Source organism: Cupriavidus sp. C3SS-1, from assembly GCF_057073755.1.
This window is the reverse complement of the sequence record NZ_CP172699.1, coordinates 2753244-2771447: the sequence shown is the minus strand read 5'-3', so window position 1 is coordinate 2771447 and position 18204 is coordinate 2753244. Positions and strand designations below refer to the sequence as shown.

Sequence of the window (18204 nt, the reverse complement as noted above, 5' to 3'; positions counted from 1 at the left end):
CGTTGTCCCCGACCATGCAAGACAAATATCTTCCTTCCGCCGTTGAACAAGCCGCCCAGCAGCACTGGCAGGCGATCGACGCCTACCGCGTGCCCGAGCATGCCACCGGCCCCGACGGCAAGGAGAAGCCCAAGTTCTACGCCTGCTCGATGCTGCCGTATCCGTCGGGCAAGCTGCACATGGGACACGTGCGCAACTACACCATCAACGACGTGATGGCGCGTTATCTGCGCATGAATGGCAACAACGTGCTGATGCCGATGGGCTGGGACGCCTTCGGCATGCCGGCGGAAAACGCGGCACTGAACAACGGCGTGGCGCCGGCCGCCTGGACCTACGACAACATCGCTTACATGAAGAAGCAGATGCAGTCGATGGGCCTGGCCATCGACTGGTCGCGCGAAGTCGCCACCTGCAGCCCGGACTACTACCGCTGGAACCAGTGGCTGTTCCTGAAGATGCTGGAGAAGGGCATCGCCTACCGCAAGACGGGCACCGTCAACTGGGATCCGGTCGACCAGACCGTGCTGGCCAACGAGCAGGTCATCGACGGCCGCGGCTGGCGCTCGGGCGCCGTCGTCGAAAAGCGCGAGATCCCGATGTACTACCTGCGTATCACCGACTACGCAGAAGAGTTGCTGGGCGACCTGGACAACCTCGGCTGGCCCGAGCGCGTCAAGATCATGCAGCAGAACTGGATCGGCAAGAGCGTGGGCGTGCGCTTCGCGTTCAAGCATGACATCCAGGGCGATGACGGCAAGCTGATCAACGACGGCAAGCTGTATGTGTTCACCACGCGCGCCGACACGATCATGGGCGTGACGTTCTGCGCCGTGGCCGCCGAGCACCCGCTGGCCACGCATGCTGCCGCGAACAACCCCGAACTGGCCGCCTTCATCGACGAATGCAAGCACGGCTCGGTCATGGAAGCCGACATGGCGACCATGGAGAAGAAGGGCATGCCGACCGGCCTGCAGGTCACGCATCCGCTGACCGGCGAGCAGGTCGACGTGTGGGTCGGCAACTACGTGCTGATGAGCTACGGCGACGGCGCCGTCATGGGCGTGCCCGCGCACGACGAGCGCGACTTCGCCTTCGCCAACAAGTATCAACTGCCGATCAAGCAGGTCATCGACGTCAAGGGCCAGCCGTATTCGACCGAAGCCTGGCAGGAGTGGTACGGCGACAAGGAAAACGGCGTCTGCATCGAGAGCGGCAAGTACAACGGCCTCGGCTACCAGGCCGCGGTCGAGGCGATTGCCGCCGACCTCGGCGCGATGGGCCTCGGCGAGAAGAAGGTGACGTGGCGCCTGCGCGACTGGGGCATTTCGCGCCAGCGTTACTGGGGCACGCCGATCCCGCTGATCCACTGCGACAGCTGCGGCGTGGTGCCCGTGCCCGAGCAGGACCTGCCCGTGGTGCTGCCCGAGGATCTGGTGCCGGACGGCACCGGCAACCCGCTGAACAAGGACCCGCGCTTCCTGCAGTGCACCTGCCCGTCTTGCGGCAAGCCCGCGCGCCGCGAGACCGACACGATGGATACGTTCATCGATTCGTGCTGGTACTACATGCGCTATACGTGCCCGGACGCGACCACGATGGTCGATGCCCGCAACGACTACTGGATGCCGATGGACCAGTACATCGGCGGCATCGAGCACGCGATCCTGCACCTGCTGTACGCGCGTTTCTGGACCAAGGTCATGCGTGACCTGGGCCTGGTCAAGTTCGACGAACCGTTCACCAACCTGCTCACGCAGGGCATGGTGCTCAACGAGACCTACTACCGCGAAGATGCCGCCGGCAAGAAGACCTGGTACAACCCCGCCGACGTCGACGTGCAGACCGATGAGCGCGGCCGCCCGCTGGGCGCCACGCTCAAGGCCGACGGCCAGCCGGTGGTGATCGGCGGCGTCGAGAAGATGTCGAAGTCGAAGAACAACGGCATCGACCCGCAGGCCCTGATCGACCAGCACGGCGCCGACACCGCGCGCCTGTTCGTGATGTTCGCCGCGCCGCCGGAGCAGCAGCTCGAGTGGAGCGGCTCGGGCGTGGAAGGCGCGTCGCGCTTCCTGCGCCGCGTGTGGAACTACGGCTATGCCAACGCCGCCGCCGTGCGCGATGGCGCCGGTGCCGCGCCGACCGCGGAAGACGCGGACCTGCGCCGCGAGATCCACAGCGTGCTCAAGCAGGCCAACTACGACTACCAGCGCATCCAGTACAACACCGTGGTGTCCGCCACGATGAAGATGCTGAATGCGCTCGAGGGTGCCAAGAGCGCCTCGCCGGCCGCGCGCCGCGAGTGCTTCGGCATCCTGCTGCGCGTGCTGTACCCGGTGGTGCCGCACATCACGCACGGCCTGTGGGAAGCGCTGGGCTATGCCGCCGCCGCCGGCGACCTGCTCGACGCCCCGTGGCCGCTGGTCGATGAAGGCGCGCTGGTGCGCAGCGAGATCGAACTGGTACTGCAGATCAACGGCAAGGTGCGCGGCAGCGTGACCGTGCCGGCCGATGCCGACCGCGCCGCCATCGAGGCCGTGGCCGCCGCCAGCGAGACCGTGGCCAAGTTTGCCGAGGGCAAGGCGCCCAAGAAGATCGTGGTCGTGCCTGGCCGGCTGGTCAACGTGGTGCTGTAAGCGCAGGGATCGGAAACCGATAAGCGGATGAAGGAATCGCCGAGAATGGATCGACTGGACAAGGGCCGCCGCAAGCTGCTCGCTGCCATGCTGGCTACCGGCCTGCTGGCGGGCTGCGGCTTCCATATGCGCGGCAATGCCGACTTCGCGTTCAAGCGGCTCTACATCGGCATTCCGCCCAATACGCTGATGGGTTCGGATCTGCGCCGCGCGATCCGCGGCGGTTCGGACACCGTGATCGTGGCTGACCAGAAAGAGGCCGATGCGCTGCTGGACGTGCTGCAGGACACGCGCACCAAGACCATCCTGTCGATCACGACCGAAGGCGTGGTGCGCGAATACCGCCTGACGCAGCGCTTCAGCTTCCGCCTTCGCGATGCCGCCGGCAAGGAACTGATTCCGCCGTCGCAGCTCATCCTCACGCGCGACCTGACGTACAACGAAGCCAACACGCTGGCCAAGGACTACGAAGAGCAGCAGCTCTACCGCGACATGCAACGCGACATCGTGCAGCAGCTGATGCGCCGCCTGGCCGCGGTCAAGGCCATCTGAGTACGGGCCATCGCACCGGCATGCAGCTCAAGCTAGACGGACTCGACGCCCACCTGCGGCAGGCCAAGGCCAAGGGCCTGGCACCACTGTACGTGGTCCATGGCGATGAGCACCTGCTGGTGCTCGAGGCCGTCGACCGCCTGCGCCAGACCGCGCGCGAGGCCGGTTTCTCCGAGCGCGACGTGCTCGTGGCCGAGCGCAATTTCCACTGGAGCCACCTGGTCGAGGCGCAGCAGTCGATGTCGCTGTTCGGCGACCGCAAGATCGTCGAACTGCGCATTCCCTCGGGCAAGCCGGGCAAGGACGGCGGCGAGGCGCTGCGCGCCGTGGCCGCCCAGCCCTCGCCCGACGTGGTGATGCTGGTGACACTGCCGCGGCTCGATTTCGCCGCGTCCAAGTCGGCATGGTTCCAGGCGCTGGAAGGCGCGGGCGTATCGATCAAGGTCGATTCCGTGGACCGTACGCGCCTGCCGGCGTGGGTGGGGGAGCGCCTCGGGCTGCAGCAGCAGCGCGTGGAAGGCGGCGAGCCCGGCCGGCGCGCGCTGCAGTTCATCGCCGACAAGGTCGAAGGCAACCTGCTGGCCGCCCACCAGGAAATCCAGAAGCTCGGCCTGCTGTATCCGCCCGGCGAACTGACGTTCGACCAGGTGCACGATGCGGTGCTCAACGTCGCCCGCTACGATGTCTTCAAGCTGTCCGAGGCCATGCTGGGCGGTGACATCCCGCGCCTGGTGCGCATGCTCGAAGGGCTGCGCGGCGAGGGCGAGGCCACGGTGCTGGTGCTGTGGGCGCTGACCGAGGAAATTCGCGTATTATCCAAGGTCCGGCAAGGCATTGCGGCCGGCAAGCCCGCCGCCGTGCTGATGCGCGAGCTGCGCGTCTGGGGCCCGCGCGAACGCCTGGTGCCGCAGGCCGCGCAGCGGCTGACGCAGGCGCGGCTCGATGCGGCGCTGGCCATGGCGGCGCGGCTGGACCGGCAGGTGAAGGGTCTGTCCGACCTGCCGCCACCGGGCAGCGGCCCGTTGCCGGCGGAGCCATGGGATGGCTTGCAGCAGCTGGCGCTGATGATCGCGCGCTGATCCTTGCCCCGCTCTCCCGCTCGCGGGAGAGAAGAAACATTCTCAGACGGCCGTCGTCTGAAGGCCACGAACATGACCGAGCTCGACCTCAACCAATACATGGACCGCGTCGGCCGCCAGGCACGCGCGGCATCGCGCGCCATGGCGCGTGCCTCCACCGCCGACAAGAACCGCGCGCTGCTGACCATCGCAGCGGCGATCCGCCGTGACGCCGACAAGCTCAAGGCCGTCAACGCGCGCGATGTCGAGCGCGCCCGCGCCAATGGCCAGGACGCCGCCTTTGTCGACCGCCTGACGCTGTCGGACAAGGCCATCAAGACCATGGCCGAGGGGCTGGAGCAGATCGCCGCGCTGGCCGACCCGATCGGCGAGATCTCGAACATGAAGTTCCGCCCGACCGGCATCCAGGTCGGACAGATGCGCGTGCCGCTCGGCGTGATCGGCATCATCTACGAGTCGCGTCCCAACGTGACCATCGACGCGGCGGCGCTGTGCCTGAAGTCGGGCAATGCCACGATCCTGCGCGGCGGTTCGGAAGCGATCGAATCCAACACCGCGCTGGCCGCGCTGGTGGCCGAAGGCCTGGCCAGCGCCGGCCTGCCGCCCGAGGCCGTGCAGGTCATCGGGACCACGGACCGCGCAGCGGTCGGCCGCCTGATCACGATGACCGAGTATGTCGACGTGATCGTCCCGCGCGGCGGCAAGAGCCTGATCGCGCGGCTGATGGAAGAAGCGCGCGTGCCGATGATCAAGCACCTGGACGGCATCTGCCACGTGTTCATCGACGCCGACGCCGACCTCGACAAGGCCGTGCGCGTCTGCGACAACGCCAAGACCCAGCGCTACGCGCCGTGCAACACCATGGAGACACTGCTGGTGTCGCAGGACATCGCCGCGCGCGCGCTGCCGCCGCTGTGCCGCATATACCAGGAAAAGGGCGTCGAGCTGCGCGTCTGCGCGGCCACCCGCGCCACGCTGGACGCCGCGGGCTTTGGCGGTCTCGTCGATGCCACCGAGGACGACTGGCGCCTGGAATACCTGGCCCCGATCCTCGCCATCAAGACGGTGCCGGGGCTGGATGAAGCCGTCGCGCATATCAACGAATACGGTTCGCACCATACCGATTCGATCATCACCGAGAACTACTCGACCGGCATGCGTTTCATCCGCGAGGTCGATTCGGCCAGTGTGATGATCAATGCGTCGACGCGTTTTGCCGATGGCTTCGAATACGGCCTGGGCGCGGAGATCGGCATCTCCAACGACAAGCTCCACGCACGTGGCCCGGTGGGGCTGGAAGGGCTGACTTCGCTGAAGTACGTGGTGTTCGGCCACGGCGAGATCCGCACCTGAGAATCGAGGGCGGGCCAGCCTTGCCCGCCGCAAAGAACAACAACTACTGCCGCACGCGTCGCTGAATGCTCTGGGTCAAAGCGCTTCATATCGTCTTTGTCGTGTCCTGGTTTGCCGGCCTGTTCTACCTGCCGCGCATTTTCGTCAACCTGGCCATGGAGACCGAACCCGCCAGCACGCAGCGACTGCTGCTGATGGCGCGCAAGCTGTACCGCTTCATGACCATGCTGGCCGTGCCGGCGGTCGTGTTCGGGTTGTGGCTGTACCTTGGCTATGGCATCGGCCGTGGTCCGGGGCAGGGCTGGATGCATGCCAAGCTGGCGCTGGTGGTGGTGCTGATCGGCTACCACCACGGCTGCGGCAGGCTGCTGAAGAAGTTCGAGGCGGGCGGCAACACGCGCTCGCATACCTTTTACCGCTGGTTCAACGAACTGCCCGTGCTGGTGCTGCTGGCGGTGGTGATCCTGGTGGTGGTCAAGCCGTTCTGAAACCTGGTCCGTCGGGACTCTCCCAATCGAGCGAAAGATGAGCAAGCAGGTCGATTACTATTTCTCGCCGCAGTCTCCGTACGTCTACCTAGGGCATGAGCGCTTTGCCGCCGTCGTGGCCAGCCACGGCGCCCTGGTCAACCTGAAGCCATGCGATCTCGGCAAGGTGTTCTCGGTGTCGGGCGGCCTGCCGCTCGCGCAGCGTCCGCCGCAGCGCCAGGCGTACCGCCTGGTCGAGCTGGCGCGCTGGAGCGAGTTCCTGGGCAAGCCGCTGAACCTGCAGCCGACGTATTTCCCGGTGTCCGGCGACCCGGCCAGCAAGCTGATCATCGCGACCCAGCTCGCGCATGGCACGGCGCGCGCCATGCAGCTACTTGGCGCGATTGGCACGGCACTCTGGGCGCAGCAGCGCAATATCGCGGATGCCGCCACGCTCGCGCAGCTGGCCGACGAGGCGGGTCTTGACGGCGCCAGCCTGCTCAAGGCCGGCGACGGGCAGGCCGTGCTGGCCGCCTACGCGCAGAACACGCAGGACGCGATCTCGGCGGGCGTGTTCGGCGCCCCGTGGTACGTCTATGATGGCCAGCCCTACTGGGGCCAGGACCGGCTCGACTTCCTCGACCGCGCACTGGCGGCCGCTTGAACCGTCGCCTAGGCTAATTTGATTCCCGTCCGCCACGGCGGACGTTTTTGTTTGCAGGAAACCTGAATCCATGACCCAAGCTTTCTTTGCTCCCTGCCCGCGCGGCCTCGAGGGCGCGCTGGCCGAAGAACTGCGCGAGATCGCCGCGCGGCCCGGAATGGCGTCGGTGGCCCCGTTCGAGGTGCATCGCGAAGTGCCGGGCGGCGTCAGCTTTTCGGGCGAACTGGCGGCCGCGTATGCCGTCAACCTGCATTCGCGCATTGCCAGCCGCGTACTGATGCGCGTGGCCGCGCGCGGCTACCGGCACGAGGACGACATCTACGCGCTGGTGCGCAACCAGCGCTGGGAACAGTGGTTCTCGCCGGACGAGTCGATCCGCGTGGACCTGACCTCCACCAAGTCCCAGCTGCGCAGCCTGAACTTCACGGCGCTGCGCATCAAGGACGGCATTTGCGATGGCATGCGCGAACGCCTGGGCGCACGGCCCAGCGTGGATACCGTGAGCCCGGATGTGCGCATCTATGCCCACCTGACGGAGTACGACTGTACGCTGTACATCGATACCACCGGCGAGCCGCTGTTCAAGCGCGGCTGGCGCATGGAGAAGGGCGAAGCGCCGCTGAAGGAGAACCTGGCAGCGGGCATCCTGCGCCTGGCCGGCTGGGTGAAGGGACAGACCAACCGCCCGTTCTATGACCCGATGTGCGGCAGCGGCACATTCCTGATCGAAGCCGCGCAAGTGGCGCTGGATATCGCGCCGGGCGGCAGCCGCAGCTTTGCCTTTGAATGGCTCAAGGGTGCGGACACGAAGGCCTGGCAGAAGCTCAAGTCGGACGCGCAGCGCGCGCGCATGCTGGCATCGACCGAGGGCCTGCAGATTGCCGGATCGGACATTTCTACCGACATGCTGGCCATGGCGCATGCCAACTGGACGCGCGCCGGACTGCCCGACGAAGCCCGTACCAAGCAGGTGGATGCGCGCTTCGCGCAGCCGCCGTTCGCCGAGCCGGGCCTGATGCTGATGAACCCGCCCTATGGCGAGCGAATCGTGGTGCGCGGCGAGCGCCGCATGGCGCAGGACGAAATGCCGCGCGACGAGGCCGAGGAGGCCGCCGCCAACCAGTTCGCCAGCGCCTTCGCCACCACGCTCAAGCAGAACTTCGCGGGCTGGCAGGCCTGGGTCTTTACCGGGGATCTGTCGATGCCGAAGCGCCTGCGGCTGAAGGAGTCGCGGCGCACGCCGCTCTACAACGGCAATATCGAATGCCGCCTGTTCCGCTTTGACATGGTGCGGGGCGGCAACCGCGGGCCGCAGCAGCCGGCCTGACGGGCCGGCGCGATGGCCGCCTGAACCTCAGGGCCGCTTGCGGCCCGTCAGCGTGTCCGGGTTGCGCGCGAAGTCGGCCAGGAAGGCTTGCTGGCTGACCACCGGCTCCTGCAGCAGGTGGCGCGGCAGGTCGAACAGGGCGTAGACATATTCCTCGCGCCCCTCGCAGCGTTCGGCCGGCAGGCAATATTGCTCCCAGTCGACGCAGGCTGGCGTGTACATGCCGTTGCCGGGCCAGAAGAAGGGCACCAGGCGGCCTTCCCGCAGCCCTTCGATCAGCGCCGCCGGCGCGTCGTAGGCCTCGGCCGATTCCACCTGGCTCATCAGCCCTACGCGGGTTTCGATCACCATCAGCGTGGCATGGCCCTGCGCCGTCAGCATCAGGATGCCGACCGGATTGGGGTACAGGTAGTACTCGACAAAGCCATAGCGCGCGGTGATCTGCCGCACGCGCTCGGTCATGGCCGGATCCGACAGGAACGAGTACGAATGCCGCGTCAGCAGTTCGCGCAAGGTGCGCGACAGCGTGGCGAAGTACTGTTGCTGCAAGGCGTCAATTTCCTGGCTCAGGCGCTCGACCATATTGGCTTCGTGCTTTTTCACGTAGCGGTCGATCAGGCCATGGTTGAAGCCCTGCACGGCGATGCTTTCGTCCGCGGTGCCGGTCAGCAGGATGGTCTTGCACGGCAGGTCCTGCAGCGCCTGGCAGAATTCCAGCCCGTCCATCTGCGGCATCGAGTAGTCCACCACGATCACGCCCGGCTGCAGGAAGCGGTTGACGTCGTGGATCTGGCGGTGGATGCGGTCGATGTCGAGCTGCACGGTGCGCCGCTCGGTGAGGAAGGTCAGGTCGTCGTGCGTGACCCGCACCGGCAGGAAGGCGGGAAAGCGGGTGGCGTATGCGTCGCGGATCCACTGCAGCGCTTCGCGCGGGTCCGTGAACGTGACCACCGCGCGAGACGCGTCCATCTGGAAGGCCAGGCTGTCGATGAACGACTTGCTGTCATCGACCAGGACGGTCAGGATCGGGTGATGGAAAACCGACAGGTTCCGGTCGTGCGGGTTGAAGGTCATGGTGCGTTCGAGCCATGCGGCAACGCTGGGAATTCAGCGCAGGCCAGTATAACGCGCTGCCGCCACGGCGGGCGGCAACGCGTCGTATCCTGCACGGATTCCGGTCGATCGCGTGGTTAATCGACCGCCTTGAACATGTCCTCGACCACCTTCTTGGCGTCGCCGAACACCATCATGGTCTTGTCCATGTAGAACAGTTCGTTGTCCAGCCCGGCGTAGCCTGCGGCCATCGAGCGCTTGTTCACGATGATGGTCTTGGCCTTGTAGGCCTCCAGGATCGGCATGCCGGCGATCGGCGATTTCGGGTCGGTCTTCGCCGCCGGGTTCACCACGTCGTTGGCGCCGAGCACCAGCACCACGTCGGCCTGGCCGAACTCGCTGTTGATGTCTTCCATCTCGAAGACCATGTCGTACGGCACTTCGGCTTCGGCCAGCAGCACGTTCATGTGTCCCGGCATGCGGCCCGCCACCGGGTGGATCGCGTACTTCACGGTCACGCCCTTCTCGTGCAGCTTCTCGGTCAGTTCCTTGAGCGCGTGCTGGGCACGCGCCACGGCCAGGCCGTAGCCCGGCACGATGATGACCGTTTCGGCATTGCCCATCAGGAAGGCCGCGTCGTCGGCGGAGCCCGACTTCACGTTGCGCTGGGCCTGCGCGCCGGCCGCGCCCGCCGCTGCCGCTTCACCGCCGAAGCCGCCCAGGATCACGTTGAAGAACGAACGGTTCATCGCCTTGCACATGATGTACGAGAGGATGGCACCGGACGAACCGACCAGCGAGCCGGCGATGATCAGCATCGGGTTGTTCAGCGAGAAGCCGATGCCGGCGGCCGCCCAGCCCGAGTACGAGTTCAGCATCGACACCACCACCGGCATGTCGGCGCCGCCGATCGGGATGATGATCAGCACGCCGAGCACGAAGGCGATGGCCAGCATCACCAGGAACGGCAGCCAGTCCTGGGTCATGAAGAACGCGATGCCGAAGCCGACCATCGCAACCGCCAGCGCCAGGTTCAGCATGTGCTGGCCCGGGAACACCACCGGTGCGCCCTGGAACAGGCGGAACTTGTAGCGCCCGGCCAGCTTGCCGAAGGCGATCACCGAACCGGAGAACGTGATGGCGCCAACGAAGCAGCCGATGAACAGCTCGATGCGGTTGCCGGTCGGGATCTCATGCGAGCCCGCAGGTGCGATGCCAAACGCCGAAGGCTCGGCCACTGCGGCCACGGCAATGAACACCGCGGCCAGACCGATCAGCGAGTGCATCGCCGCGACCAGTTCGGGCATCTTGGTCATCTCGACCTTCTTCGCCACATAGGCGCCGACACCGCCGCCCACCACCAGCGCGCCGAAGATCAGCGCCAGGCCCGAGGCGACCGAGGACTGCGCCGTGCCCGCCGCCAGGAACTCGTTCTTGAGCTTGATGATCAGCACCAGCGTGGTGACCACGGCAATGGCCATGCCGATCATGCCGAAGGCATTGCCCTTGCGGGCCGAAGCCGGATGCGAAAGCCCCTTGAGCGCCTGGATGAAGCACACCGAGGCGACCAGGTAGAGCAGGGTGACAAGGTTCATGCTGACGAGTTCGGTCATCACGCACCTCCCTTGGCACCGGCCTTGGCCTTGGGCTCTTTCTTCTTGAACATCTCCAGCATGCGCTGTGTCACCAGGAAGCCGCCGAACACGTTGACGGCGGCGAGAGCGACTGCCAGCGTGCCCATGATGCGGCCCGTGGCGCCCTCGGTGAGGCCGGCCGCCAGCATGGCGCCGACGATGATGATGGCCGAGATTGCATTGGTCACGGCCATCAGCGGGGTGTGCAGCGCGGGCGTTACCGTCCACACCACGTGGTAACCCACGTAGATCGCCAGCACAAAGATGATCAGGTTGATCACCGTGTGGTTCACCATCTCCATCGACTTCTCCTCCCTTGATTGAATCCTGGATGCCGCTTGCGTTGTCTGTTTTGGAATGCGAACGACCGGGATGTCGCGGGCCCTTAAGGCGCCTGCGCCCGCACTGGTGCCAGCGTTGCCGCCGCCGCGCCCGGGGCCGGGAACACACGGGCCCAGTCGCGCTTCATGCTCACCACGGTCCAGCCGCGTTCCGCCGCGGCTTTCAGCGACGCGCCGTCGTTTTCCGCATATGCGGATTCGCGCTCGGCGTCGTCATGGTTGACCAGCAGCTGGAACGACGGCCCCTTGCGCGCCTGCGAGTACGACAGCATGGCGATATCGCCCTTGCCGCCGACATTGCCGGCCGCGAACACCGGCCGCTTGCCGATCTGCAGCGCAATGTTGACCGGCTTCATCTGTTTGTCGTTGAAGCTTTCGATCTTCGGCTCGCGCCAGATTTCATTGTCGCGGCCACTTTCGCGGAACTGTGCGGCAAGCCGCGAACCGATCACCTGTTGCGGAGGAATGCCGTAGTACGACTGCGACACGGCGCGCATGAAGTCGGTCGTGCCGCCCGAACAGATCCAGGTCTGGTAGCCATGGGCACGCAGCAATGCCAGCACTTCCAGCATTGGCTGGTAGGTGCCTTCGCGCAGCGGCGCTTTGGATTTCGGGTGGCGCGCATTGGCGAAGTAGCGCCGCGCGTCTTCCTGGAAGGCGTCGAGAGAGGTGTTGCCGTAGAGCTCGTTGAGCAGGCGCACGGCGCCTGCCTCCCCGGTCGATTTGAAATAGGCCGCGGGGTCGGCCAGGAATTCCTTGTAGGGCGAACGACCGGCCAGTGCCGGTTCGGCCCGCGCGCGCTCCTGCGCGCGGCTGACCACAAACAGCAATTCCACCACCGGGTCTTCGCGCCACAGCGTGCCGTCATTGTCGAAGACGGCGATGCGGTCTTCCGGCGCGACGAACTCGGGGCTGCCCGGCGTGGTGGTCTTGCTGACGAAATTCAGGATGGACTGCTTGGCTGCCCCATCGCGCCATGCGGGCAAGGGGTCGAGCAGCCTGGGGCCGCTGGTCGCGGCAGCGCTTGCGGAACCCGACGCACTGCCGCCGCCCGATGTCCCGCACGCCGCGCACAAGGCCAGCAGGCCGATGCCGGCCGCCTGCGCGAACCGCATGCCAAGACGGGCACGCCACGGTGCCGCCCTTGCTACGGAATTCCGACACAGGCTGGCCGTCATGGGCTTACACCTTCTTGATTTCCTTGATGCCGTTCTTCTCGTCGACCAGGATGATCTTCGGCTTGTACGTGGCGATCTGCTCCTCGGTCATCGGCGCGTAGGTGCAGATGATCAGATGGTCGCCGATATGCGCGCGGCGCGCGGCGGCGCCGTTGAGCGAGATCTCGCCGCTGCCGCGCCGGCCCTTGATGATGTAGGTGGAGAAGCGTTCACCGTTCTGCACGTTGTACAGGTCGATCTTCTCGAACTCCTTCATGTCGGCAGCTTCGAGCAGGTCCTCGTCGATGCCGCACGAACCCTCGTAGTGGAGGTCCGCCTGCGTCACGGTGACGCGGTGGAGCTTGGCGCGGAGCATGATGCGTTGCATGGGTGATACGTCCTTATCTTGATGCGGAATGCAGCCGGCGCCTGCGGGCGCCGGTAAGACTCACGCCGCCTTGCGCACGACTTCGCCGCTGTTGCACATCAGGCAGGCCGCGACGATGTCGTCTTCGAGGTTCAGCGTGAACTGGCCGTCCTTGTCGATGACCAGCTTGAGGAAATCCAGCACGTTGCGCGCATAGAGCGCCGAGGCGTCGGCCGCGACCATGCTGGCGAGGTTGGTGTGCCCGATCAGGGTGACGCCATTGCGCTCGACCACTTCGTCGGCCACGGTCAGCGGGCAGTTGCCGCCTTGCGCGGCGGCCAGGTCGACCACCACCGAGCCCGGCTTCATCTGCTGCACTGTGGCTTCCTGCAGCAGCACGGGCGCCTTGCGGCCCGGGATCAGCGCGGTCGTGATGATGATGTCGGCCTGCTTCGCCCGCTCATGCACCAGTTCGGCCTGGCGACGCATCCAGTCGGGCGGCATCGGGCGGGCATAGCCGCCGACGCCTTGCGCGATCTCGCGTTCTTCGTCGGTGATAAACGGCACGTCCAGGAACTTGCCGCCGAGCGATTCGATCTGTTCCTTCACGGCCGGGCGCACGTCCGAGGCCTCGATCACCGCGCCCAGGCGCTTGGCCGTGGCGATGGCCTGCAGGCCCGCCACGCCGGCACCGAGGATCAGCACGCGCGCCGCCTTGACGGTGCCCGCGGCGGTCATCAGCATCGGCATGAAGCGCTGGTAATAGTGCGCGGCGATCAGCACGGCCTTGTAGCCGGCGATATTGGCCTGCGAGGAGAGTACGTCCATGCTCTGCGCGCGCGTGGTGCGCGGCGCGGCTTCGAGCGCGAAGGCGGTGATCGATGCCGCCGCCATGCGCGCATTGTTCTCGACATCGAACGGATTGAGCATGCCCACCAGCACCGATCCCGGCTTCATCTGGGCCAGCTCCGCGGCTTCCGGCGCGCGCACCTTCAGCACCAGGTCGGCGCCAAGCGCCTCGGCGGCGCTGCCGATGGTGGCGCCGACGGCCTCGTAGGCGCTGTCAGGCTGGCTGGCCCGTACGCCGGCACCCGCCTGCACCACGACCTTGTGGCCCTGTGCGACATACTTCTTGACGGTTTCAGGGGTGGCGGCGACACGCGTCTCGCCGGCCCGCGTCTCCTGCGGGATGCCGATGTACATCGTCAATTTCTCCTTTGCTGGCGTCATATCTGATGGGCGGGCCGACGTCTGGCCCGTTGCGCGCCAACGGTTGTTGACACCCGCAGCGCACAATTTTTTACGCAGCTTACAGGAATCCGACGATTATTGGTGACTGAGCGGTCGGGTATTGGAAGGGGGCCGCGAGAGGATCGGACCGCCGCCGCCGCGCTGCACAATGCCCGCGCAACCGGTAAAATGCCGAATTGCCTAAAAAATGTGCATCATGCCACGTGACTGGAATGCCAGCGTGACGGTTGCCGCGGTCATCGAGCGCGGCGGGCGGTTCCTGCTGGTGGAAGAAGAAACCCGTGACGGCCTGCGGCTGAACCAGCCGGCGGGCCACCTGGATCCGGGCGAAAGCCTGATCCGCGCCGTCATCCGCGAAACGCTGGAAGAGACCGCGCACACCTTCGAGCCGCGCGCGCTGCTGGGCTGCTACATGGGCCGCGCGGCGTCGTCGCGCACCGATTCGGACGTGACCTATGTGCGCTTTGCCTTCACCGGCGACCTCGGCTCGCTCGACGCGGGCCGCCAGCTCGATACCGGCATCGTGCGCACCGTCTGGATGAGCGCCGACGAGATCCGCGCCTGCCCCGAGCGCCACCGCACGCCGCTGGTGCTGGCCTGTATCGACGACTATCTGGCCGGCAAGCGCTTTGCGCTCGATGCGCTCTACACGCACCCGTCCGTCCTGGCCACCGGAGACGGATTGTGAGCGGCAAGCGGGTCGTGGTCGGCATGTCGGGCGGGGTCGATTCGTCGGTGACCGCGTGGCTGCTAAAGCAGCAGGGCTATGAGGTCATCGGCCTGTTCATGAAGAACTGGGAGGACGATGACGACAGCGAATACTGCTCCACGCGGCAGGACTGGCTCGACGTGGTGTCGGTGGCCGACCTGATCGGCGTGGATGTCGAGGCAGTGAACTTTGCCGCCGAGTACAAGGACCGCGTGTTCGCGGATTTCCTGCGCGAGTATTCCGCGGGCCGCACACCGAACCCCGACGTGCTGTGCAATGCCGAGATCAAGTTCAAGGCCTTTCTCGACCACGCCATGTCGCTGGGCGCGGAGACCATCGCCACGGGCCACTATGCGCGCGTGCGGCAGAACGCGGCGGGCCGTTTCGAGCTGCTCAAGGCGGTGGACCACACCAAGGACCAGAGCTACTTCCTGCATCGCCTGAACCAGGCCCAGCTTTCGCGCACGCTGTTCCCGCTGGGCGAGATGCCGAAGACCCGCGTGCGCGAGATCGCCGCCGAGATCGGCCTGCCGAACGCGAAGAAGAAGGATTCGACCGGCATCTGCTTTATCGGCGAGCGGCCGTTCCGCGATTTCCTGAACCGCTACCTGCCAACCAGGCCGGGGCCGATGAAGACGCCCGATGGCAAGGTGGTTGGCGAGCATATCGGGCTGGCCTTCTACACGCTTGGGCAGCGCAAGGGCATCGGCCTGGGCGGCAGCCGCGACGGCAACGGCGACGCGTGGTATGTGGCGCGCAAGGACATGGCCAGCAATACGCTGTATGTCGTGCAGGGCCACGATCATCCGTGGCTGCTCACGCGCACGCTGGCCGCGGCCGACCTGTCCTGGGTGGCGGGCGAGCCGCCTGCTGCCGGTGCCGCCATGGCGGCGAAGACGCGCTACCGCCAGAGCGATGCGCCGTGCGTGGTCGATGGGGTCGATGGCGAGACGCTCAGTCTCGCGTTTGCCGAAGCGCAGTGGGCGGTGACGCCGGGCCAGTCGGCGGTGCTGTATGACGGCGATGTCTGCCTGGGCGGCGGCATCATCCAGTCGGCGCAGTAAGCGTGCCCTGAAAGCGAAAAACGCTCGCGCAAGCGAGCGTTTTGCATTGGCGCCAGGTTCAAGCCGCCGGTGGCTCCGTGTCGATGAACGACTGGCGCTTGGCAAGTTTTTCCTGGTACGCCGCCAGGTTCGGATGGCGCTCGCGCCAGTGGATTTCCGGGAAGCGGAAATCCAGGTAGGACAGCGCACAGCCCACGGCCACGTCGGCGAGCGAATAGTGGTTGCCGCTGCACCACTGGCGATCGGCCAGGTCGTTCGACATGGCGGCCAGTGCGGCGTCGATCTTGCCAAGCTGGCGCTGCACCCAGCGCTCGCTGCGCTCGTGCGGTTCGCGCTGGGTGTTTTCCAGGCGCGCCAGCAGCGCGGCATCGAGCAGGCCATCGGCCAGCGCTTCCCAGCAGTGCACTTCCAGGCGTTCGCGGCCGCCTTGCGGAATCAGGCGGCTGACCGGCGTCAGCGTGTCGACGTATTCGACAATCACGCGCGAGTCATAGATCGAGCTGCCGTCCTCCATGACCAGGCAGGGCACCTTGCCGAGCGGATTGTATTGGCCGATCACCGTATCGGGTGACCAGACGTTCTCTTCGATCAACTGGTAGTCGATCTTCTTTTCCGCCATCACTACGCGCACCTTGCGCGCGTAGGGACTGGTCTGGGACGCGAACAGCTTCATTTTCTCCCCTCGAGCTTGTTATGAAGTGCATCGACGCTCGGCGGCAAGCGGCGCAGGAGTCCCTGGCTTTCAGCGCTTGCCCGATGCACTTCATAACAGGCTAGTGGAACGGCGAGCGCGAGTATACCCGCGCCGCATGGCGAACGAGGTCTCCCGCACGGATGCCCCATGGCTACGCTGTAGCGTTGCCCCGGGACGGCGGCATGGGTGGTAAAATCGCCCGTTGCGCGGCGCCGGCCCGTCAGCGCCGTTCGCCGCGGAACCCACGCGGTGCGGCGCATCGGCCGCTTGCCAGTTGCCCGCGGGGTGCCCCCCGCGCCTGGCGCGCTTGCGATCCAATCCCGTACTCCCCTCATTTTTCCCCGGTTGCCAGCATGTCCACCTCTTCGCTTTCGCCGCTCACCGCCCTGTCCCCCATCGATGGCCGTTATGCCTCCAAGGCCGATGCGCTGCGCGAATGGCTGTCCGAAGCGGCCTTCATGCGCAACCGCGTCAAGGTCGAAGTGCACTGGCTGATCGCACTGGCCCAGGCCGGCCTGCCCGACATGCCCAAGTTCTCCGCAGCCTCGGAAGCCGCGCTGCTGGCGCTGGTCGATAACTTCTCCGAAGCCGACGCAGCCCGCATCAAGGACATCGAAGCCGTCACCAACCACGACGTCAAGGCAGTCGAGTACTGGCTCAAGGAGCAGGTCAAGGGCAACGCCGAGCTGGAAGCGGCCAGCGAGTTCATCCACTTCGCCTGCACTTCGGAAGACATCAACAATACCTCGCACGGCATGATGCTCAAGGGCGCCCGCGAGGGCGTGGTGGTGCCGGCGCTCAAGCGCGTGCAGGCCCGCCTGGTGGAGCTGGCCAAGGCCAACGCCGCCCAGCCGATGCTGTCGCGCACCCACGGCCAGCCGGCCAGCCCGACCACGCTCGGCAAGGAAATGGCCAACGTGGCCGCGCGCCTGGCGCGCGCCATCGAGCGCATCGAACGCGTGGAGCTGCTCGGCAAGATGAACGGCGCCGTGGGCAACTACAACGCGCACCTGTCGGCCTACCCGACGTTCGACTGGGAAGCGTTTTCAAAGCAGGTCATCGAAACGCGCCTGGGCCTGACCTTCAACCCGTACACCATCCAGATCGAACCGCACGACTACATGGCCGAGCTGTTCGATGCCGTGGCGCGCGCCAACACCATCCTGCTGGACCTGAACCGCGACATCTGGGGCTATATCTCGGTCGGCTACTTCAAGCAGAAGACCAAGGCCGGCGAGATCGGCTCGTCGACCATGCCGCACAAGGTCAACCCGATCGACTTCGAGAACTCGGAAGGCAACCTGGGCCTGGCCAACGCGGTGCTGCGCCACCTGTCGGAGAAGCTGCCGGTGTCGCGCTGGCAGCGCGACCTGACCGATTCGACCGTGCTGCGCAATATCGGCGTGGCCTTCGGCTACAGCCTGCTGGCCTATGAGGCCTGCCTGCGCGGCCTGGGCAAGCTGGAAACCAACCCGGAACGCCTCAACGAAGACCTCGACAACTGCTGGGAAGTGCTGGCCGAGCCGGTGCAGACCGTGATGCGCCGCTTTGGCGTGCCCAACCCGTACGAGCAGCTCAAGGAACTGACGCGCGGCAAGGGCATCTCGCGCGAGGCACTGCAGACGTTCATCACCGGCCTGGCCATTCCGCAGGACGCCAAGGACCTGCTGCTGGCCATGACGCCGGCGAGCTACATCGGCAAGGCTATCGTTCTGGCCGAGCGGATCTGACGCGCCTCCTCGCTTGAAGCAAAAAAGCCACCCGATCGGGTGGCTTTTTTGCTTGTTTCGATCGGAATGGTGGGGGCATGCCCTGCGACAGAATGCCACTTCAAATCATTTGAATAACTTAATTAA

At 66.0% G+C, this 18204-nt stretch carries 17 protein-coding genes; 10 read left to right on the top strand and 7 right to left on the bottom strand.

Annotated elements, in window-relative coordinates; genetic code table 11:
• The first annotated feature begins 14 nt into the window (after positions 1-14).
• From leuS to ACIGJC_RS12835, 7 genes are all read left to right on the top strand, one after another.
• A complete protein-coding gene (leuS, locus tag ACIGJC_RS12865; RefSeq protein WP_483709244.1) occupies positions 15-2636 on the top strand; it encodes a leucine--tRNA ligase in 2622 nt (873 codons plus the stop codon).
• A gap of 45 nt (positions 2637-2681) precedes the next feature.
• Positions 2682-3188 carry an LPS-assembly lipoprotein LptE gene (locus ACIGJC_RS12860; RefSeq protein WP_276098459.1) on the top strand — a complete coding sequence of 169 codons (507 nt, stop codon included), beginning with the start codon at positions 2682-2684 and terminating at the stop codon, positions 3186-3188.
• A 20-nt stretch (positions 3189-3208) separates the two neighbouring features.
• The gene (gene holA, locus ACIGJC_RS12855; RefSeq protein ID WP_483709243.1) at positions 3209-4267 is read left to right on the top strand and encodes a DNA polymerase III subunit delta; all 1059 of its coding nucleotides are present in this window, start codon (positions 3209-3211) and stop codon (positions 4265-4267) included.
• 72 nt (positions 4268-4339) lie between these two features.
• Entirely contained in the window at positions 4340-5620 is a 1281-nt protein-coding gene (locus tag ACIGJC_RS12850) for a glutamate-5-semialdehyde dehydrogenase (protein ID WP_483709241.1), read from the top strand.
• A gap of 65 nt (positions 5621-5685) precedes the next feature.
• Positions 5686-6108 carry a CopD family protein gene (locus ACIGJC_RS12845; protein ID WP_483709240.1) on the top strand — a complete coding sequence of 141 codons (423 nt, stop codon included), beginning with the start codon at positions 5686-5688 and terminating at the stop codon, positions 6106-6108.
• 37 nt (positions 6109-6145) lie between these two features.
• The gene (locus ACIGJC_RS12840) at positions 6146-6751 is read left to right on the top strand and encodes a DsbA family protein (protein ID WP_483709239.1); all 606 of its coding nucleotides are present in this window, start codon (positions 6146-6148) and stop codon (positions 6749-6751) included.
• A 70-nt stretch (positions 6752-6821) separates the two neighbouring features.
• Entirely contained in the window at positions 6822-8078 is a 1257-nt protein-coding gene (locus ACIGJC_RS12835; protein ID WP_483709238.1) for a THUMP domain-containing class I SAM-dependent RNA methyltransferase, read from the top strand.
• A 27-nt stretch (positions 8079-8105) separates the two neighbouring features.
• On the opposite strand, the gene ACIGJC_RS12830 is transcribed toward ACIGJC_RS12835, so the two are convergent.
• The 6 genes from ACIGJC_RS12830 to ACIGJC_RS12805 form a co-directional block, all read right to left on the bottom strand.
• A complete protein-coding gene (locus ACIGJC_RS12830) occupies positions 8106-9152 on the bottom strand; it encodes a response regulator (protein ID WP_483709237.1) in 1047 nt (348 codons plus the stop codon).
• A 116-nt stretch (positions 9153-9268) separates the two neighbouring features.
• A complete protein-coding gene (locus ACIGJC_RS12825; RefSeq protein WP_483709236.1) occupies positions 9269-10744 on the bottom strand; it encodes an NAD(P)(+) transhydrogenase (Re/Si-specific) subunit beta in 1476 nt (491 codons plus the stop codon).
• The gene (locus ACIGJC_RS12820; protein ID WP_211945740.1) at positions 10744-11067 is read right to left on the bottom strand and encodes an NAD(P) transhydrogenase subunit alpha part 2; all 324 of its coding nucleotides are present in this window, start codon (positions 11065-11067) and stop codon (positions 10744-10746) included. Before ACIGJC_RS12820 ends, ACIGJC_RS12825 begins: the two co-directional genes overlap by 1 nt.
• 83 nt (positions 11068-11150) lie before the next feature.
• A complete protein-coding gene (locus tag ACIGJC_RS12815) occupies positions 11151-12284 on the bottom strand; it encodes an HAD family hydrolase (protein ID WP_483709234.1) in 1134 nt (377 codons plus the stop codon).
• A 4-nt stretch (positions 12285-12288) separates the two neighbouring features.
• Positions 12289-12651 carry an aspartate 1-decarboxylase gene (gene panD / locus ACIGJC_RS12810; protein WP_483709233.1) on the bottom strand — a complete coding sequence of 121 codons (363 nt, stop codon included), beginning with the start codon at positions 12649-12651 and terminating at the stop codon, positions 12289-12291.
• A 60-nt stretch (positions 12652-12711) separates the two neighbouring features.
• A complete protein-coding gene (locus ACIGJC_RS12805) occupies positions 12712-13833 on the bottom strand; it encodes a Re/Si-specific NAD(P)(+) transhydrogenase subunit alpha (protein WP_483709232.1) in 1122 nt (373 codons plus the stop codon).
• 244 nt (positions 13834-14077) lie between these two features.
• Between ACIGJC_RS12805 and ACIGJC_RS12800 the strand changes: the two genes are divergently transcribed.
• Together ACIGJC_RS12800 and mnmA are read left to right on the top strand one after the other, a co-directional pair.
• The gene (locus ACIGJC_RS12800) at positions 14078-14569 is read left to right on the top strand and encodes an NUDIX hydrolase (RefSeq protein WP_483709231.1); all 492 of its coding nucleotides are present in this window, start codon (positions 14078-14080) and stop codon (positions 14567-14569) included.
• Positions 14566-15654 carry a tRNA 2-thiouridine(34) synthase MnmA gene (mnmA, locus tag ACIGJC_RS12795; protein WP_483709230.1) on the top strand — a complete coding sequence of 363 codons (1089 nt, stop codon included), beginning with the start codon at positions 14566-14568 and terminating at the stop codon, positions 15652-15654. Before ACIGJC_RS12800 ends, mnmA begins: the two co-directional genes overlap by 4 nt.
• Before the next feature lie 58 nt (positions 15655-15712).
• Here the strand turns inward: mnmA and ACIGJC_RS12790 are convergent, their stop codons facing one another.
• Entirely contained in the window at positions 15713-16327 is a 615-nt protein-coding gene (locus ACIGJC_RS12790) for a glutathione S-transferase family protein (RefSeq protein ID WP_483709229.1), read from the bottom strand.
• Between the two features lie 374 nt (positions 16328-16701).
• Between ACIGJC_RS12790 and purB the strand changes: the two genes are divergently transcribed.
• The gene (purB, locus tag ACIGJC_RS12785) at positions 16702-18078 is read left to right on the top strand and encodes an adenylosuccinate lyase (RefSeq protein WP_483709228.1); all 1377 of its coding nucleotides are present in this window, start codon (positions 16702-16704) and stop codon (positions 18076-18078) included.
• The last annotated feature ends 126 nt before the right edge of the window (positions 18079-18204 follow it).

Coding starts and splice junctions, on each gene's coding strand:
- leuS (WP_483709244.1), top strand. CDS start 15: ATGCAAGACAAATATCTTCCTTCCGCCGTTGAACAAGCCGCCCAGCAG.
- ACIGJC_RS12860 (WP_276098459.1), top strand. CDS start 2,682: ATGGATCGACTGGACAAGGGCCGCCGCAAGCTGCTCGCTGCCATGCTG.
- holA (WP_483709243.1), top strand. CDS start 3,209: ATGCAGCTCAAGCTAGACGGACTCGACGCCCACCTGCGGCAGGCCAAG.
- ACIGJC_RS12850 (WP_483709241.1), top strand. CDS start 4,340: ATGACCGAGCTCGACCTCAACCAATACATGGACCGCGTCGGCCGCCAG.
- ACIGJC_RS12845 (WP_483709240.1), top strand. CDS start 5,686: ATGCTCTGGGTCAAAGCGCTTCATATCGTCTTTGTCGTGTCCTGGTTT.
- ACIGJC_RS12840 (WP_483709239.1), top strand. CDS start 6,146: ATGAGCAAGCAGGTCGATTACTATTTCTCGCCGCAGTCTCCGTACGTC.
- ACIGJC_RS12835 (WP_483709238.1), top strand. CDS start 6,822: ATGACCCAAGCTTTCTTTGCTCCCTGCCCGCGCGGCCTCGAGGGCGCG.
- ACIGJC_RS12830 (WP_483709237.1), bottom strand. CDS start 9,152: ATGACCTTCAACCCGCACGACCGGAACCTGTCGGTTTTCCATCACCCG.
- ACIGJC_RS12825 (WP_483709236.1), bottom strand. CDS start 10,744: ATGACCGAACTCGTCAGCATGAACCTTGTCACCCTGCTCTACCTGGTC.
- ACIGJC_RS12820 (WP_211945740.1), bottom strand. CDS start 11,067: ATGGAGATGGTGAACCACACGGTGATCAACCTGATCATCTTTGTGCTG.
- ACIGJC_RS12815 (WP_483709234.1), bottom strand. CDS start 12,284: ATGACGGCCAGCCTGTGTCGGAATTCCGTAGCAAGGGCGGCACCGTGG.
- panD (WP_483709233.1), bottom strand. CDS start 12,651: ATGCAACGCATCATGCTCCGCGCCAAGCTCCACCGCGTCACCGTGACG.
- ACIGJC_RS12805 (WP_483709232.1), bottom strand. CDS start 13,833: ATGTACATCGGCATCCCGCAGGAGACGCGGGCCGGCGAGACGCGTGTC.
- ACIGJC_RS12800 (WP_483709231.1), top strand. CDS start 14,078: ATGCCACGTGACTGGAATGCCAGCGTGACGGTTGCCGCGGTCATCGAG.
- ACIGJC_RS12790 (WP_483709229.1), bottom strand. CDS start 16,327: ATGAAGCTGTTCGCGTCCCAGACCAGTCCCTACGCGCGCAAGGTGCGC.
- purB (WP_483709228.1), top strand. CDS start 16,702: ATGTCCACCTCTTCGCTTTCGCCGCTCACCGCCCTGTCCCCCATCGAT.